The organism is Brachybacterium horti (assembly GCF_054777615.1).
In genome coordinates this window covers 559,959-576,676 of sequence record NZ_BAAHAM010000001.1, presented here as the reverse complement: position 1 = coordinate 576,676, position 16,718 = coordinate 559,959, and the positions used below count along the sequence as shown (strand labels likewise).

The 16,718-nt window shown below is 72.5% G+C and carries 13 protein-coding genes; 11 read left to right on the top strand and 2 right to left on the bottom strand.

All coding sequences use genetic code 11. From position 1 onward, the window contains the following. Positions 1–65 precede the first annotated feature (65 nt). Positions 66–902 carry an aldo/keto reductase gene (locus ACYVAP_RS02785; protein WP_498859421.1) on the top strand — a complete coding sequence of 279 codons (837 nt, stop codon included), beginning with the start codon at positions 66–68 and terminating at the stop codon, positions 900–902. Between the two features lie 145 nt (positions 903–1,047). On the opposite strand, the gene ACYVAP_RS02780 is transcribed toward ACYVAP_RS02785, so the two are convergent. Next, positions 1,048–1,953: a helix-turn-helix domain-containing protein gene (locus tag ACYVAP_RS02780; RefSeq protein WP_498859420.1), complete on the bottom strand. Its 906-nt coding sequence runs from the start codon at positions 1,951–1,953 to the stop codon at positions 1,048–1,050. Between the two features lie 194 nt (positions 1,954–2,147). On the opposite strand from ACYVAP_RS02780, the gene ACYVAP_RS02775 reads away from it, so the two are divergent. From ACYVAP_RS02775 to ACYVAP_RS02735, 9 genes are all read left to right on the top strand, one after another. Then, on the top strand, positions 2,148–3,203 hold the full coding sequence (locus ACYVAP_RS02775) for an MDR/zinc-dependent alcohol dehydrogenase-like family protein (protein WP_498859419.1): 1,056 nt from the start codon (positions 2,148–2,150) through the stop codon (positions 3,201–3,203). Between the two features lie 231 nt (positions 3,204–3,434). Next, positions 3,435–3,800, top strand: coding sequence for a hypothetical protein (locus ACYVAP_RS02770; RefSeq protein ID WP_498859418.1), 366 nt, complete (start codon positions 3,435–3,437; stop codon positions 3,798–3,800). Between the two features lie 45 nt (positions 3,801–3,845). After that, positions 3,846–4,745 (top strand): class I SAM-dependent methyltransferase, encoded by a 900-nt coding sequence (locus tag ACYVAP_RS02765; protein ID WP_498859417.1) that lies wholly within the window; start codon positions 3,846–3,848, stop codon positions 4,743–4,745. Positions 4,746–5,069: 324 nt separating this feature from the next. Next, positions 5,070–5,741 carry a DUF6318 family protein gene (locus ACYVAP_RS02760; protein ID WP_264451018.1) on the top strand — a complete coding sequence of 224 codons (672 nt, stop codon included), beginning with the start codon at positions 5,070–5,072 and terminating at the stop codon, positions 5,739–5,741. A gap of 172 nt (positions 5,742–5,913) precedes the next feature. Further along, positions 5,914–7,650, top strand: coding sequence for an ABC transporter ATP-binding protein (locus ACYVAP_RS02755; protein ID WP_498859416.1), 1,737 nt, complete (start codon positions 5,914–5,916; stop codon positions 7,648–7,650). Beyond that, the gene (locus ACYVAP_RS02750; RefSeq protein WP_498859415.1) at positions 7,650–9,752 is read left to right on the top strand and encodes an ABC transporter ATP-binding protein; all 2,103 of its coding nucleotides are present in this window, start codon (positions 7,650–7,652) and stop codon (positions 9,750–9,752) included. Before ACYVAP_RS02755 ends, ACYVAP_RS02750 begins: the two co-directional genes overlap by 1 nt. A 192-nt stretch (positions 9,753–9,944) precedes the next feature. Beyond that, positions 9,945–10,877 carry an ABC transporter substrate-binding protein gene (locus tag ACYVAP_RS02745; protein WP_498859414.1) on the top strand — a complete coding sequence of 311 codons (933 nt, stop codon included), beginning with the start codon at positions 9,945–9,947 and terminating at the stop codon, positions 10,875–10,877. Then, the gene (locus ACYVAP_RS02740) at positions 10,874–11,851 is read left to right on the top strand and encodes an amino acid ABC transporter permease (protein ID WP_137769798.1); all 978 of its coding nucleotides are present in this window, start codon (positions 10,874–10,876) and stop codon (positions 11,849–11,851) included. The genes ACYVAP_RS02745 and ACYVAP_RS02740 overlap by 4 nt, the downstream gene beginning before the upstream one ends. Further along, positions 11,851–12,729, top strand: coding sequence for an amino acid ABC transporter ATP-binding protein (locus ACYVAP_RS02735; protein ID WP_498859413.1), 879 nt, complete (start codon positions 11,851–11,853; stop codon positions 12,727–12,729). The genes ACYVAP_RS02740 and ACYVAP_RS02735 overlap by 1 nt, the downstream gene beginning before the upstream one ends. 784 nt (positions 12,730–13,513) lie before the next feature. Here ACYVAP_RS02735 and ACYVAP_RS02730 read toward each other — a convergent pair. Further along, positions 13,514–15,787: an HAD-IB family hydrolase gene (locus ACYVAP_RS02730; protein WP_498859412.1), complete on the bottom strand. Its 2,274-nt coding sequence runs from the start codon at positions 15,785–15,787 to the stop codon at positions 13,514–13,516. Positions 15,788–15,939: 152 nt separating this feature from the next. On the opposite strand from ACYVAP_RS02730, the gene ACYVAP_RS02725 reads away from it, so the two are divergent. Beyond that, positions 15,940–16,716 carry an SDR family NAD(P)-dependent oxidoreductase gene (locus ACYVAP_RS02725; RefSeq protein WP_264451023.1) on the top strand — a complete coding sequence of 259 codons (777 nt, stop codon included), beginning with the start codon at positions 15,940–15,942 and terminating at the stop codon, positions 16,714–16,716. Positions 16,717–16,718: the final 2 nt, after the last annotated feature.

Here is a 16,718-nt window from a genome sequence, read left to right as displayed (position 1 = left end):
CTCCTCATGGCGAACATCGGTCCAAGCTGTTGGAATTCTGAAACGGCGCGCCCTATCGTCGCACCATGACCGTTCCCACCTTGACCCTGAACTCCGGCCACGCCATCCCGCAGCTCGGCTTCGGCGTGTTCCTCGTCCCGGCCCCCGAGGCCGAGGCCGCCGTCTCGAGCGCGCTCGAGATCGGCTACCGCCACATCGACACCGCCGCCATCTACGGCAACGAGGAGGGCGTCGGCGCCGCGATCGCCTCGAGCGGCATCCCGCGCGAGGAGCTCTTCGTCACTACCAAGCTGTGGAACGACCGCCAGAGCGGCGAGCAGCCGCACGCGGCCATCCGGGAGAGCCTGGACAAGCTGGGCCTGGACTACGTGGACCTCTACCTCACCCACTGGCCCACCCCGGAGAAGGACACCTACGTCAACGCGTGGGAGAAGCTCGTCGAGATCCGCGACCAGGGCCTCACCCGCTCGATCGGCGTCTCCAACCACCTGCCCGAGCACCTGGACCGCATCGTCGAGGCCACGGGCGTGGTCCCCGCCGTCGACCAGATCGAGCTCCACCCCGCCCTCCAGCAGCGGGACGTGCTCGAGTGGGCCGCCGCCCACGGCACCCTCATCGAGTCCTGGGGGCCGCTCGGCCAGGGCAAGTACCCGCTGTTCGAGAACCCTGCCGTGGCCGATGCCGCGGCGGCGCATCAGGTCACGCCCGCCCAGGTCGTCATCCGCTGGCACCTCCAGCGGGGCTTCATCGTGTTCCCGAAGTCCTCGAGCCCCGAGCGCCAGGCCCAGAACTTCGACGTCCTCGGCTTCGAGCTCACCGACGCCGAGGTCGCGGCGATCGACGCCCTCGACCCGGGCGACGGCTCGGGCCGCGTGGGCGCCCACCCGCTCGAGTTCAACTGACCCCACCCCCACGGCCGGAGGGCCGGCGACGTCATCCGTCGGCCCTCCGCCCCTCACCCCGGGACGGGATCCGACCTGCCACTCACCCGCGCCGAGCGGTGCGGGACCCTCCGCGCGGCGGGCTCCACCGTCCCCGGATCCCGCATCACGCCTCCCTCGCCCCGGGCAGCACGCTCCCCGGGGCGGGGGAGGCGTCGTCGTCCGCACGCTCGGAGGCCCACCAGCTCGCGAGCAGCCGCAGCTTCTCCTCGCTCTCGGAGCCCGGGGCGGCGGTGTAGACGGTGAGATCGGCGCCCTCGTCGGCCCGCAGGTCCAGCACGTTGTACTCGAGCTCGACACGTCCCACGACGGGATGGTCCAGCCGCTTCAGGCCCTCGACGTGCAGCCGCACGTCGTGCCGCGCCCAGCGCCGGCGGAACTCCTCGGAGCGGGTGGACAGCTCGCCCACGAGCTCCGTGATGGAGGGGTCGAAGGGGTGCCGCCCGGCGACCGTGCGCAGGGACGCCACGTTGACGTCGGCGATCATCTCCCAGTCGGGGTAGAACTGCCGCGCCGCGGGGTCCAGGAAGATGAATCGCCCGTAGCCGGGCCGCTCGCCCTGGGAGCGGAACAGCGGATCGTACAGCGCGCGGGCCAGCGGGTTCGTCGCCAGGATCTCGCTGCGCGGGTTCGCGAGCACCGCCGCACCCTCGGAGATCGAGGCCACGAGGTGCAGCATGCTGGGCCGGATCCCCTGCTCCTGGCGGCGCGGGGCCCGGGCGCGGTGGCCGACGTTCGCGGCCCGCGCGAGGTTCATGAGGTACGTCTGCTCCGCCTCGTCCAGGCGCAGCGCCGTGGCGATCGCGCCGAGCACCTCGTCGGAGACGCCTCGCAGGTCTCCGCGCTCGACCTTCGTGTAGTACTCGACGCTCACGCCGGCGAGCACCGCGACCTCGCCGCGGCGCAGCCCGGGCACGCGGCGCGGGCCGCCCGGGGGCAGGCCCACCATCGCGGGGGTCACCTTCGCGCGGCGGCTGATGAGGAACTCGCGCACCTCGTCCTTCTGGCTCATGCCCCCGAGCGTAGGGGCGCCCGCGACCGCGAGGGAGGTCTCGTGAGTACCCCGCACCGGGTCCTCGGCCCTGGGGGGCTCTCGCAGTACACCTCTCGCCCTGGACTCCCGGGCGTCGGCCGGTCCCCGCACGCTGGAGGGGTCCCCGCCGGCAGATTCCCGCCGACGGGCCCCGACCTCCCAGGAGACCCGCCATGAAGGCCACCCTCATGTTCGGCGCGGGCGACGTCCGAGTCCAGGACGTCCCCGAGCCCACGATCCTCCACCCCACCGACGCGATCGTGCGCACCGTCCGCACCTGTGTGTGCGGCTCGGACCTGCACCCCTACCACTCGATGGAGGCGCAGGAGCACGGCCAGTCCATGGGCCACGAGTCCCTCGCCGTCGTCGAGGAGATCGGCGCCGAGGTCACCTCGCTGCGCCGCGGCCAGCTCGTCGTCGCGCCCTTCTCCTTCGCGGACAACACCTGCCCGATCTGCCGCGACGGCTTCCAGACCGCCTGCCCCCACGGCGGCTTCTACGCGACGCCGGAGACGAACGGACTGCAGGCGGAGTTCGCGCGCATCCCGCTCGCCGACGGCTCCCTCGTGCCCGTCCCCGAGGTGGATGCCGACACGGCCGACGAGTCCCTGCTCGCGTCCCTGCTGACCCTCTCCGACGTCTACCTCACCGGCTACCACGCCGCGTACATGGCGCAGGTGCGCCCCGGTCAGACGGTCACCGTCGTGGGCGACGGCGCCGTGGGCCTCTCCGCGGTGCTCGCCGCGAAGCAGCTCGGCGCGGAGCGGATCATCCTCATGGGTCGCCACACCGCTCGCACCGACCTGGGCCGCGAGTTCGGCGCGACCGACGTCGTCTCCTCGCGCGGCGAGGAGGGCGTCGCGGAGGTCCTCGATCTCACCGGCGGCCTCGGCAGCGAGGTGGTCCTCGAGGCCGTGGGCCACATGCCCGCCTACGAGCAGTCCTACGGCGTGGTGCGCCCGGGAGGCGTCATCTCCCGCGTGGGCGTGCCGCAGTACGAGGAGGCGCCGGTGGGCTTCGGCTCCCTGTTCGGGAAGAACGCGCGCCTCGCCGGCGGCCCCGCTCCCGTGCGCGCCTACCAGGAGGAGGCGATCGGCCAGGTGCTGCGCGGCGAGATCGAGCCCGGCAAGGTGTTCGACCGCACCGTGGGCCTGGACGGCGTGCCCGCGGGCTACGCGGCGATGGACGCCCGTGAGGTGCTCAAGGTGATGGTGAACCCGAGCCTCTGAGCCGAGGGACGGGCCGGGGACATCGCCCCGGTCCGCACCGTCGCGTCGTCCTCCCGCCGTCGTCCGTCCCCCGCGCGGGGGAGGATCGATGGCGGGAGGGCGGATGTCCGGCGCGGCCCGGGCGAGGAGGCTCGGGGCCATGAGCACCTCGTCTCCCGTCCCCGCCTCGCCCGCCGCCACCGCCGCGCCCGCCGCGCCCTCCAGCACCTGCCGGGGGAGGGGACCGGCTACGTGCTCGGCCTCTCCGCGGTGCAGCTCGCGGCCGCCGCCTGCTGCCTGCTGCTCGCCGTGGACGTGCGGCGCGTGACGCCGCGCCTGCTGGGTGCCGGGTTCGGGCGGGCGCTGCCGCGGCTGATCGGCGGAGCGGGCCGGCTGGGCGCCCTCCTGCTCGCGGCGATCGTCGTCTTCTCCGTGCTCGCCTGGGACCGCGTGGACCCGTTCGCGGGGCAGGGGACGGATGCCTGGTCCCTGCTGTGCCTGGCCTGCTATCTCGCCGCGGGCGCCTGGCCCGTGGTGCTCGCGCCCGTCGCGATCGGCTACCTCGCCCGCGGCGGCCGGGCCGACGGAGGCCGCGGCGACCACGACGCCGAGCGGTGAGCGAGCGGTGGGCGCGCGCCGGGCAGGTCACCTACGCTTCCGGGCGTGACCTCCTCCGATCCGCTGCACCCGCCGGTCCCGCCCGTGTCCCGCCGCTCCCAGCCGCGGTTCCGCTCCCGGGAGCGGCGGGCGGAGCTCGCGGAGGCCTTCACGCAGGCGGGCGCCGACTACGACCGGCTGCGCCCGGGCTATCCCGACGAGGCCCTCGCCGCGATCCTCGCGGCCCTGCCCGACGAGGCCCCGACGGTGCTCGGGTCCCCCGCGGAGAGCGCCCGGCCCGCCGCGGAGGATCGCTCGGCCGTAGCCTCCGTAGCCTCCGCAGCCGCCGGGCGCCGGACCGCGGTGGACCTCGGGGCGGGGACCGGCAAGCTCTCCGCCGCCCTCGCCGCCCGCGGCCTCGCCGTCACCGCGGTGGACCCCGCCGCCTCGATGCTCGACGCGCTCCGCGCCCCCGGCGTCGAGCGCGTGGTGGGGACCGCGGAGGCGACGGGCCTGCCGGATGCCTGCGCCGATCTCGTGACGGCCGCCCAGGCCTGGCACTGGTTCGAGGCGGACGCCGCGAGCGCGGAGGTGCTCCGCCTGCTGCGCCCCGGCGGGGTGCTCGCGCTGCTGTGGAACACCCTGGACGTGCAGATCCCCTGGGTGCACCGATACTCGCGGATCATGCACGCGGGGGACGTGCAGCGCGACGACTTCGCCCCGCCCGTGGCCGGCGGGCTCGCCCTCGCCGAGCGGGTCGTCGTGCGGTGGGAGGACCCGATGGCGACGCCGGACCTCGTGGACCTCGCCCGCACCCGCAGCTACGTCATCACCGCGCAGGAGGAGCGGCGGGAGAAGGTGCTCGCGAACCTCGACTGGTACGTGCACGAGCACCTGGGCCATGAGCGGGGGAGCACCGTCGGCCTGCCCTATCGCACCGACCTCTTCCTCTACCGCGCGGCCTGAGCCCCGGCCCGCGCCGTCCCCCTGCGCACCGGCATCCGCCGACCAGGGCACGGGACGTCCTCGCGCAGAAGTCCTCGATACGGGAGGGACGTGCGCGAAGAGGTCCCGTGACCGGCTCCACCGCGGACCCGACTGTCCGATTGCGCGCCCCAGTTCCGTTCGTGGAACTCCGGCGCGCAATCGGACAGGGAGGGGGCGGGGCCGGGGGCTCGGGCCGGGGCCGGGGCGCGGCCGCGGGGCGGGGGCCGGGTCGTGGCGCATCGGGAGCCGGCCCGGCCGGGGCCGTGGAGGGCGCGCACGGCTCGGCCCGCTACCCTGGCCCGCGTGAACCGTCCCTTCCAGCGCATCGTCATCGTCGTCCTCGCCCTGCTGCTCGTGATCCCCGCCGGGATCCTCGGCATCGGGCAGCTGACGGGCGGCAGCGGCGATCCCACGGCCGGGACCGCGACGGAGTCCACCGAGGACCCGCGCCCCACCATGGACCCGGCGGATCAGACCCCGCGGCCCGAGGTCGCGAAGCCCGAGGCGCCCGCGGTGATGAAGGAGCAGACCGCCGAGGGCGCGCAGGCCACGCTCACGTACCTCCTGGACTCGTACACGTACATGATGACCACGGGGGACACGTCCCTCTGGGAGGCGTCGATCGACCAGGACTGCTCCGTGTGCACGTCGTTCCTCGACAACGCGACGACCCTCCACGAGCAGGACGGCTATCTCGTGGGCGGTGAGTTCACCGTGCACGGCACGACCTTCGAGGGCTCGGGGGAGCCGCCCGCGAGCGGCACCGTCGTCGCGGACTTCGAGGAGGCGGAGAGCACTCTCGTGGACGACCCCTCTCGCGTGCCCTACTCGCTCGAGTCGGTCTCCGGGCAGCTGAGCGCGAAGCTCATCTGGGACGGTGACCGCTGGCGCGTCGCGGACATGTCCCTCACCCCGGACGAGGACTCCGCCGCCTCCGACGCGGGCGGCGCGTCGGACGCGGGCTCCGCCGGCTGACCCCACCCGTCGGCCCCGACCGCCTCACCGTCGATCCCGACCGGCGGCCCCGGAACGCCACCCGCCGGACACCTGTCTCGAATCCCCAGCGCCCCCTCAGCGAGCGCACGCGGATGTCAGTAGGCTCAGCGGGGTCGTGCGTGCGCACGCGCGACGCGTGAGAGGAACCCCTGTGCCGCTGCTCCGTCTCGTCCTGCGCTCGCTGCGCCCCTACTGGCTCTGGATCGCGCTGGTCGTCGTCTTCCAGATCATCGGCGTGCTCGCCTCGCTCTACCTGCCCACCCTCAACGCCGACATCATCGACGACGGCGTCGCGAAGGCCGACGTCGACCGGATCTGGGAGCTCGGGCGGATCATGCTCGTGATCTCGCTGGGCTACATCGTCGCGCTCGTCGCCGCGAACTTCTTCAGCGCCCGCTCCGCGATGCGCGTCGGCCAGGACCTCCGCAGGAAGGTCTTCGGCCGGGTCGCGACGTTCTCCCCGCGCGAGATGGACCGCTTCGGCACTCCCTCGCTCATCACCCGCTCCACGAACGACGTGCAGCAGGTGCAGATGCTTGTCTTCTTCTCCCTGAACTTCCTGGTGCAGGCGCCGGTGACGGGGATCGGCGGCGTGGTGCTCGCGCTGCGCGTCGAGCCCGGCATGGCGTGGCTGATCGCGGTGATGGTGCCGGTCATGCTGCTCGCCGTCGGGTTCATCATCGCGCGCGCCGCCCCGCTGTTCCGCCGTATGCAGGGCGTGATCGACCAGATCAACGGGGTGCTGCGCGAGCAGATCACCGGCATCCGCGTGCTGCGCGCCTTCGTGCGCGAGGACCGCGAGCGGGAGCGCTACGGGGTCGTCAACGACGAGGTCACGGACCTGAACCGGCGGATCGGCCTGCTCATGATCACGATGCAGCCGATCATCATGCTGATCCTCAACATGTCCACGGTGCTCGTGCTGCTCGTCGCGGCGCCGCGCATCGACTCGGGGGAGATGGAGGTCGGCTCGATCACCGCCTTCATCGCCTACCTCATCCAGATCCTCATCGCGGTCATGATGGCGACCTTCATGACGATGATGGTGCCGCGCGCGATGGTCTCTGCGGAGCGCATCGGCGAGGTCCTCGAGACCTCCACGACCGTCGTGCAGCGGGAGGACGGCGTGCGCGAGCTGAGCGGCCCCCTCGAGCTGACCTTCGAGGACGTCTCCTTCACCTACCCGGGGGCCGAGCGCCCGGTGCTCGAGAACATCTCCTTCAGCGCCCGCGCCGGGCAGACCGTCGCGATCATCGGCGGCACCGGCGCCGGCAAGACGACGCTCGTGAACCTCGTCCCGCGGCTGTCCGACGTCACCTCCGGGCGGGTCCTGCTGGGCGGCGTGGACATCCGCGAGCTCGACGCGCAGGTGCTCTGGGACCGGATCGGCCTCGTCCCGCAGCGCCCCTACCTGTTCTCCGGCACCGTCGGCTCGAACCTCCGCTTCGGCAATCCGGAGGCGAGCGACGAGGAGCTCTGGCACGCGCTCACCGTCGCCCAGGGCCGTGACTTCGTCGCCGCGATGCCGCAGGAGCTGGACTCGCCGATCGCGCAGGGCGGCACGAACGTCTCCGGCGGTCAGCGGCAGCGGCTGTGCATCGCCCGCGCGCTCGCCGCGAAGCCGTCGATCTACCTCTTCGACGACTCCTTCAGCGCGCTCGACCTCACGACCGACGCCCGCCTGCGCACCGCGCTCGCCCCCGAGACCCGGGACGCGCTCGTGCTGATCGTCGCCCAGCGCGTCACCACGATCACCGGCGCCGACCTCATCCTCGTGCTCGAGCACGGCAGGGTGGTCGCGCAGGGCACCCACGCCGAGCTGCTCGAGGGCTCGGAGACCTATCGCGAGATCGTGCGCTCCCAGGGCGTCGAGGAGGAGGTGGCGTGATGAGCGAGCAGAGGAGCACCAAGGCCCCCGCCGCGGCATCCACCCCTGCGGCCGGGGACGAGGCCGAGGTCGCCGCGGAGATCGCGAGCGAGAAGGACGCCTCCCGCGGGCTGCGACCCGGGCAGAGCGCGAAGAGCTTCTGGCCCTCCGCGAAGCGCCTGGTCCGCGAGATCGGGCCGGAGCGGAAGTACCTCGTCCTCGCGATCGCCATCGGCGTGGTCTCCGTGGCGCTGAACGTCGTGGGACCGAAGATCCTGGGCCGCGCGACGGACCTCATCTTCTCCGGGCTGATCTCGAAGGAGCTCCCCGCGGGCGCCGACCCGGCGCAGGTCATCGCCCAGATGCGTGCCTCGGGCGAGGAGAAGATGGCGGACATGCTCTCCGGCATGACGCTCACGCCGGGGCAGGGCATCGACTTCACCGCCCTCTACCAGGTGCTCGCCCTCGCGACCGGCCTGTACGTCGCCGCCTCGCTGCTCATGTGGCTGCAGGGCGTCGCGCTGAACCGGCTGCTCGTGCGGATGGTCTCCCGCCTGCGCCGCCAGGTCGAGGAGAAGCTGCACTGGCTGCCGCTCGCGTACTTCGACCGGATGAAGCGCGGCGAGATCCTCTCCCGCGTCACCAACGACATCGACAACATCCAGAACACCCTCATGAACACCGTGACGGGGCTCGTGAACTCGATCCTCACGGTGATCGGCGTGCTCGTCATGATGCTGACGATCTCGGGGCGGCTCACCCTCATCGCGCTCGCCGTGATCCCGGTGGCGTTCCTCATCACGGCCGTCGTCGGCAAGCGTGCGCAGAAGCTCTTCGCCCAGCAGTGGGACGCGACGGGCGCGCTCAACGGCGAGGTCGAGGAGGCCTTCACGGGCCATGAGCTGATCACCGTGTTCGGCCGGCGCCGCGAGGTCGCCGAGCAGTTCGAGCGGTCCAACGGCCGCCTGTTCACGGCCACCTTCGGCGCGCAGTTCGTCTCCTCGCTGATCATGCCGTTCATGCTGTTCGTGGGGAACCTGTCCTACGTCGCGATCGCGATCGTGGGCGGCCTGCGCATCATCTCGGGGCAGATGACCCTCGGCGACGTGCAGGCGTTCATCCAGTACTCGCGCCAGTTCACGCAGCCGCTCAGCCAGGTCGCCTCGATGGCGACGATGCTGCAGTCCGGCGTCGCGAGCGCGGAGCGTGTCTTCGAGCTGCTCGATGCGGAGGAGCAGGAGCCGGAGACCGCGGATCCCCGCGCCGTCGCCGGCATCCGCGAGGGCCGCGTCGAGTTCGAGCACGTGCGCTTCTCCTACACGCCGGAGCGCGAGCTGATCCGGGACCTGTCCCTCGTCGCGGATCCGGGGCACACGGTCGCGATCGTGGGGCCGACGGGCGCGGGGAAGACCACACTCGTGAACCTCGTGATGCGCTTCTACGAGATCGACGGCGGCCGGATCACGATCGACGGCGTCGACATCCGCGACCTCACGCGCGCCCAGCTGCGCTCCCGCACCGGCATGGTCCTCCAGGACACGTGGCTGTTCGAGGGCACGATCCGGGAGAACATCCGCTACGGCCGGCTCGACGCGACCGACGACGAGGTGCTCGAGGCGGCTCGCGCGACCCACGTCGACGACTTCGTGCGGCAGCTGCCGGAGGGCTACGACACGGTCGTGGACGACGACGGCACGTCGCTCTCCGCGGGCGAGAAGCAGCTGCTGACGATCGCCCGCGCGTTCCTCGCCCGGCCGAGCCTGCTGATCCTCGACGAGGCGACCTCGAGCGTGGACACGCGCACCGAGGTGCTCGTGCAGAACGCGATGAACCGCCTGCGCGAGGGCCGCACCTCCTTCGTCATCGCCCACCGCCTCTCGACGATCCGCGACGCGGAGCTGATCCTCGTCATGGAGAGCGGGGACATCGTCGAGCAGGGCTCCCACGAGGAGCTGCTCGCGGCGGGCGGCGCGTACGCCCGTCTGTACCGGTCGCAGTTCGAGGGCGCGACGTCGGATCCGGACGCGGAGGTCCCGGTCACGGGGGAGCCGGGCGCGACGGAGCCGGCCCCGGTCACGGGCGAGGTGCCGACGACGACCGGCGGGATCGCGCCCGCGCTCTGAGCCCGCGCGAGGTCTGGCCGCACGGGAGGGCGCTGCGCCCGGACGCGGATCACGGTGCGGTCTCGGCGCGGGGGAGCGACGGACAGCGGGGGCGGCCGACGGTAGCGTCGGCCGTCCCCGCGCGACGTCCGGCCGTGAGGCACAGACCTCACGGATTTGTCGTCATGCACTCTTATGCATAAGGTTCCACTCGTGATCCCCACCCGACCCCGGCGGCGCAGCCTCCTCCGCGCGCTGCCCCTCGCCCTCGGCGGTGCGGCCCTCGCGCCTGCGCTCGCCGCCTGCACCGACGCCTCCGTGCGCCTGGACGCCGAGTCGAACGCGATCCCCACGATCGATCTCTCCGGCATCGAGGAGCGGCAGGACCTCGCCGAGCTCGTCCCCGCCGCCATCCGCGAGCGCGGCGAGCTCGTCAACGGCGCCGCCCTGAACTACGCCCCCGGCGAGTTCGTCGGCTCCGACGGGCAGGCCCTCGGCTACGACATGGACGTCCTCGCGGCGATCGGCAAGGTGCTGGGCCTGACGACCCGCACCGAGTCCGCGGTGTTCGCGCAGATCATCCCCTCGATCGGCTCGAAGTACGACGTCGGCATCTCGAGCTTCACCATCAACCCCGAGCGCCTCGAGCAGGTCTCGATGGTGTCCTACTTCGCCGCCGGCATGAGCTATGCCGTGAAGTCGGGGAACCCGTACGGGATCACCCCGCCGGACCTGTGCGGTGCGCGCGTCGCCCACCAGGTCGGCACCTACATGGACGACGTCGTCGTCGAGCGGGACGCCGAGTGCCGCGACGGCGGCGGCAAGGGCATCGTGGACCAGCCCTACGTCGGCAACGCGGACGCCGCGACCGCCGTCGCCGGCGGCAAGGCCGACGTCCTCATCGGCGACTCGCCCGTCGTCGCCTACGCCGTGGACCGCTCGCGCGGCACCCTCGAGCAGGTGGGCGATATCGAGGACGCCGCCCTCAACGGCATCGTCGTCGCCAAGGACCAGCCCGAGCTGGCCGAGGCGATCCGCGGCGCCGTCCAGCACCTCATCGACTCGGGCGCCCTCCGCGAGATCCTCGCGGCCTGGGGCAACGAGACCGGCATGATCGAGACCTCGGAAGTGGACCCGCAGCAGTGAGCACACAGACCCCCGCCGCCCCCGCCGCCCGGCGCCCCGCCGATCCGATCCCGGGCCGGATCCGCGCCAAGCGGCCGCCGCGTCCCGGCACCTGGATCAGCGCCGTGATCGTCGCGCTGCTCGTGCTGGGCCTCGCGAACTTCCTCGTGACGAACCCCGTCTTCGACTGGGGGACCGTCGCGACCTTCATCCTCGACGTCAAGGTCGTCCAGGGCGTCGGCTGGACGCTGCTGATCACCGTGCTGTCGATGATCCTCGGCACCGCGATCGCGCTCACCGCGGCGATCATGCGCCGCAGCGAGAACCCCGTGCTGCGGGGCGTGAGCTGGGCGTACATCTTCGTCTTCCGCGGCACCCCGGTGTACACGCAGCTCGTGTTCTGGGGCCTGTTCACGGTGATCGTCCCCAAGATCGCGCTCGGTGTGCCCTTCGGCCCGGAGCTGTTCTCGTTCTCGACCCGCGACTACTTCCCGGCCTTCTGGGCGGCGGTCGTGGGCCTCGCGCTCAACGAGGGCGCCTACCTCGCGGAGATCATCCGCTCGGGCCTGAACTCGGTGGACAAGGGGCAGACGGAGGCGTCGAAGGCGCTCGGCATGAGCAACGGGAAGATCCTGCGGCGCATCATCATCCCGCAGGCCATGCGCGTGATCGTGCCGCCGCTGGGCAACGAGACCATCGGCATGCTGAAGACGACCTCGCTCGTCCTCGCCGTGCCCTTCACGCTCGACCTGACCTTCGCCTCCAACGCGATCGCGAACAAGCTCTACGCGCCGATCCCGCTGCTCATCGTCGCGGCCCTGTGGTACCTCGCCATCACGAGCGTGCTCATGGTGGGCCAGCACTTCCTCGAGCGGTACTTCGGGCGTGGGTTCGACGACCGCACCGGCGGGCCCGCCGCGAAGCGCTCCCGCCAGGCCGCGGTGAACCGCGCCGGCACGACCCCCAAGGACTCGCTCCCGGAGGTGGAGCTCTGATGACGACCGCGCCCCAGAACACCCCGAACCCGAGCACCCAGTCCTCGTCGGCCGACGGGGCGGCGACCGCTCCCGCCGCCGGTCCCGCCTCCGCGGCGGGCGCCGCCCCGACCCCGCTCATCAGCCTCGAGGGCATCCACAAGGCCTTCGGCGACCTGCACGTGCTCAAGGGCTGCGACCTCGAGGTCGCGGCCGGTGAGGTCGCGGTGCTGATCGGTCCCTCGGGCTCCGGCAAGTCCACGCTGCTGCGCTGCATCAACCAGCTCGAGGAGCCCACCGCGGGCCGCGTCCGCATCGCCGGCGTCACCCAGGGCTACGCCGAGGAGCCGCTCGCGGACGGCCGTTGGCAGAAGCTGCCCTCCGCGCAGATCGCCCGCCAGCGCTCGCGGATCGGCATGGTCTTCCAACGCTTCCACCTCTTCCCGCACATGACGGCGCTCGAGAACGTCGTGGAGGCGCCGATCCAGGTGCTCGGCCGGGGGAGGGCGGAGGCGAAGGAGGCGGCGATCGCGCTCCTGGACCGCGTGGGCCTCGGGGATCGCGCGGACCACTACCCCTCGGAGCTCTCCGGCGGTCAGCAGCAGCGTGTCGCGATCGCCCGCGCGCTGGCGATGGAGCCCGAGCTGATGCTCTTCGACGAGCCCACCTCGGCCCTGGACCCCGAGCTCGTGGCGGAGGTGCTCTCCGTCCTCAAGGAGCTCGCGGAGGGCGGCATGACCATGATCGTCGTGACCCACGAGATGGGCTTCGCCCGCGAGGTCGCCGACCAGGTGGTGTTCATGGACGACGGCCTGATCGTCGAGCAGGGCACCCCGGAGCAGGTCATCGACCACCCCGGGTCCGAGCGCCTCAAGGGCTTCCTCGCCTCGGTCCTCTGACCTACTCCTCCGACGGAGCCACGACCCCCGCGCCGCGCGTCGGCCGAGGTCCCACCTGAACCGGACCTCGTCCCGACAAGGGTCAGATCCCGACCTGGGCCGCCCGTCTGCCGGGGTCCGACCTGAGCCCGGCCGCATCAGGGCCCGCGTCGCCCGTCTGCCGGGGTCCGACCTGAGCCCGGCCGCATCAGGGCCCGCGTCGCCCGTCGACCAGGGGTCGACCTGAGCCCGGCTGTGTCCCGACCCCGCCCGAGGTCGGTCCGTCTTTCTGAAAGGCGGGTCATCATGTACATGATGACCAGTCTTTTCGCGGGAGGCCCCGTCCGGTCGGCGGGGTAGCGCTCGATCCTGGCTCCCTGGCTCCCTGGCTCCCTGGCTCCCTGGCTCCCTGGCTCCCTGGCTCGCTGGCTCGCTGGCTCGCTGGCTCGCTGGCTCGCTGGCTCGCTGGCTCGCTGGCTCGCTGGCTCGCTGGCTCGCTGGCTCGCTGGCTCGCTGGCTCGCTGGCTCGCTGGCTCGCTGGCCTGCTCGCATCGCCGGTGCCGCCTCGCCTCGACCGGCCTGGTTCGACTCCGCTCGGGCCCAGGTGCCGCCCCTTCCGCGTCGTCCTGACCCGTCACGCCCGACCTGCGGCGGAGGGGGCCGACGCACGACGCCCGCCACGGGCCTGGCCGCTGCGAGGCGGAGGGCCGACGGCGGGCGTCGGGGCGGGGCATCGGGGCCGGGGTGATCGGGGCCGGAGGCCGGGAGACGAGGCTCGGCCCGTCGGCCGCTCTGGCCCCGATGGTCACCACTCGAGGATCTGCCAGCGCTTCTTCTTCGCGAGCGAGAACAGGCCCAGGTCCGGGTTGATGGCGGTGGGGGTGCCCACGAGCTCGAGCCAGGCGGCGTCCGCGAGGGAATCGCCGTAGCCGGCGGAGACCGAGAGATCCGCGCCCTGGCCGTCGGCGTACTTCAGCAGCCAGTTCCCGCGGGCCTCGTCGACCAGCGGGGGAGTGGCGAGGTAACCGGTGAGCACGCCGTCGGCGTCGGCGTCCATCGGGGTGGCGATGACGTCGTCGAAGAGGTCGCGCAGCGGCTCGACGAGCAGGTCGAGCGCGCCGGAGACGAGCACGGTGCGGTGACCCGCGGCGCGGTGGCGCTCGATGAGCTCGAGGGCCTCGGGCCGGATCGAGGCCCGGATGCGGGTGCCCAGCTCGCCCTGCATGAGCGCACGCAGCTCCTCGGCGCGGTAACCCTTGTACCGGCGGTTGACCATGCGGATCAGCTCGGAGCGGTCACGCTGGTCCGCCCGCAGGTACCCCGGCACCGAGGCGAGCACGGCCGCGATCTCCCCGGGCCACTCGCGGCGCGGGCGGGTCGCCCGGACCACGTCGACGTACTGGCGCACCACGTTGGACGCGATGACCGTGCCGTCGAGGTCGAAGACGGCGAGGGCGCCCGGCTTCTCCGTGATCTCGACCGGGCGACCCGCACGGCTGCGCAGGGCGGCCTTGCGGCGCGAGTACGCCTTGGTGAGCTCGGTGATGGCGGGGAGGTGGTGGTTGCGGAAGAAGTCCGACCAGTCGATGTCGTGTACGTCGAAGTCGTGCTCCGCGAGGAAGGAGGCCGGCAGCTCCTCGCGCAGGGCACGGGTGTTCGCGTCGTCGAAGACCATCTCGGTCTTCGTGTACAGCCGGTACAGCTCGATGTACTTGCGCAGCGTGGTCAGGCCCGAGGTGGCCTTGTGCAGCTGGGTCGTCCAGGCGCGCGTCCGCGTCGTGGCGGGAAGCTGGGCGACGACCGCCGCTCCCGCCTTGGCGCTGAGCTCCTTGATGCGGAAGCGCTGCTCGATCATCTCCACCGCGGGGAAGCTCCACTCGGGGACGGCGATCTTCTCGCCCTTCTCGTCCTCGAGGGGGTGCTCCAGGAAGTAGCTCCGCACGGCCGAGAACATCACGTGCAGCGGGAGCGGGTTCGAGGCGCCGGAGACCACCTGGTAGTAGGCGTCGTCGCCGCGGCGGGAGACGTCCTGCGTGGCGAGGGCGACGATCACGTTGACGACGAAGTCCACCGGGATGACGTCGAGGATCGAGTCGGCCAGGCCCGGGAACTCGGGCAGCATGCCGCGGCCGTAGGCCATGATCAGCGGGTCGGCGACCTTGTAGCCGTCGATCCAGCCCGGGTAGGGGCTGCGCAGCGCCGACTCGATGATCGAGGGGCGCACCACGGAGAGGCGATGGCCGTTCCCGGCCCAGAGCTCCTCGGCCACGCGCTCGGCCATGGCCTTCGTGAAGGTGTAGATGTCGGTCCAGCCCACGGACTGGGCGCGGGTGCGGCCGAAGTCCACGAGCCGCTCGTCCACCCAGGCGCTGCGGGCGTCCTCCGCGGCGGAGGCGACGGCCTTGGGGCCCATGCGGCCGTCGCGCAGGCGGGCGCTGCGCATCTGGCCGCGCAGCGTCTCGGGCCGGCGGCTCTCCGCCTCGACGCGCTCGCGGGCCGCGAGGGCGGCGTCGAACTCGGTGCGCCAGTCGACGGTGTGGTCGAGGCTTCCCTCCTGGCGCAGGCCCTTGGCCGCGCCGCCCACGTAGGCGGTCGAGACGTGAATGACGTGCGGGTCCTGGCCGGAGGCGAGGAGCGCCTCGTAGAGGTTGCGCGCGCCGCCCACGTTCGTGCGGAACGCCTCGTCGATCGGCGGGTCGAAGGAGACCGAGGACGCGGAATGGATCACGACGTCGAGCGGTCGGTCGATCGCGGGCATGTCGGTGAGGTCGCCCTCGAGCACGTCCACGCGCGAGCGGAAGACCTCGGCGGCCTTCTCGCGGTCGCCGCCGCCGACCTTCTCCACCCACGTCGCGAAGACGGGCTTGCGCAGCAGGCCCTCGAGGCGCTTCGCGCCGGGGACCGAGCCCTTGGGGCGGATCACGGCGGTGACGTGCGTGTCCTCGGTGGTCTCGAGGAGGCTGCGCAGCACGGCCTGGCCCAGGAACCCGGTGACACCCGTGAGCAGGATCCTCCGCCTCCCGGTGGTCGGATCGCCGGCCGTGGCGGTCGCGGCGGGGGCGGGGGTGGTGTTCGACATGGGATCCCTCGGTGGACGGTGGGGCGTGTGCGGCGCGGCGGCCGCCCGGGGTTCCCGGGGGCGGCGTTCCTGCGCCCTCACACGCCCGCCGGAAGCGTTGGTGCAGGTCATCCCTGCGCAGGTCAGGGCGGGTCTAGTGTATCGTAGCCGCCATGCACAGGGCCCTGATCACCGGCGGCACCGCAGGCATCGGGGCCGCGTTCGCACGAGCATTCGCGGCGCGCGGGACGGACCTCGTCCTCGTCGCCCGGCACCCCGATCGGCTCGCGGAGGCCGCCGCCTCTCTCACCGAGACCTACGGCGTGCACGTCGAGACCATCGCCGCGGACCTCTCCGACCGCGACGCGCAGCAGCGCGTCGCCGACCGCCTCGAGGCCGCGGCCGATCCGGTCGACGTCTTCGTCAACAACGCCGGCTTCTCCGTGCGCTCCTCCCTGCTCGACGAGGACCTCTCGCAGCACGACCTCGGCTTCGAGGTCATGATCCGGGCGGTCCTCAAGCTGGGCGGCGCCGCGGGCCGCGGCATGAGCGCGCGGGGCGGCGGCTGGATCGTCAACGTCGGCTCGGTGAGCTCGCTCGTCACGCAGAACAACTACTCCGCCATCAAGGCCTGGGTGGGCAACTACTCCGAGTCCCTCGGCGTGCAGCTCTCCGGAACCGGTGTGAGGGTCACGTGCCTCATGCCCGGCTGGGTGCGCACGGAGTTCCACTCGCGCGCGGGGATCAAGGGGTCCTCGATCCCGGGGCCGCTGTGGCTGGACGCGGACTTCCTCGTCGAGCAGTGCCTGCGCGACGTGGCGCGGGGGCGCCCCGTCTCGATCCCGAGCCGCCGCTGGAAGGCGATCGTCGCCGTGCTGCGCACCACGCCGCGCGGCCTCGTGGCGAACCTCAGCTCGCTGCTCACCCACCGCCGCGACAAGGAGCGCTGAGC

What these genes read in the sequence shown, in the direction of transcription:
- ACYVAP_RS02735 (WP_498859413.1), top strand. Translation starts at nt 11,851, where the DNA reads ATGACGACCGCGCCCCAGAACACCCCGAACCCGAGCACCCAGTCCTCG.
- ACYVAP_RS02785 (WP_498859421.1), top strand. Translation starts at nt 66, where the DNA reads ATGACCGTTCCCACCTTGACCCTGAACTCCGGCCACGCCATCCCGCAG.
- ACYVAP_RS02730 (WP_498859412.1), bottom strand. Translation starts at nt 15,787, where the DNA reads ATGTCGAACACCACCCCCGCCCCCGCCGCGACCGCCACGGCCGGCGAT.
- ACYVAP_RS02780 (WP_498859420.1), bottom strand. Translation starts at nt 1,953, where the DNA reads ATGAGCCAGAAGGACGAGGTGCGCGAGTTCCTCATCAGCCGCCGCGCG.
- ACYVAP_RS02775 (WP_498859419.1), top strand. Translation starts at nt 2,148, where the DNA reads ATGAAGGCCACCCTCATGTTCGGCGCGGGCGACGTCCGAGTCCAGGAC.
- ACYVAP_RS02750 (WP_498859415.1), top strand. Translation starts at nt 7,650, where the DNA reads ATGAGCGAGCAGAGGAGCACCAAGGCCCCCGCCGCGGCATCCACCCCT.
- ACYVAP_RS02725 (WP_264451023.1), top strand. Translation starts at nt 15,940, where the DNA reads ATGCACAGGGCCCTGATCACCGGCGGCACCGCAGGCATCGGGGCCGCG.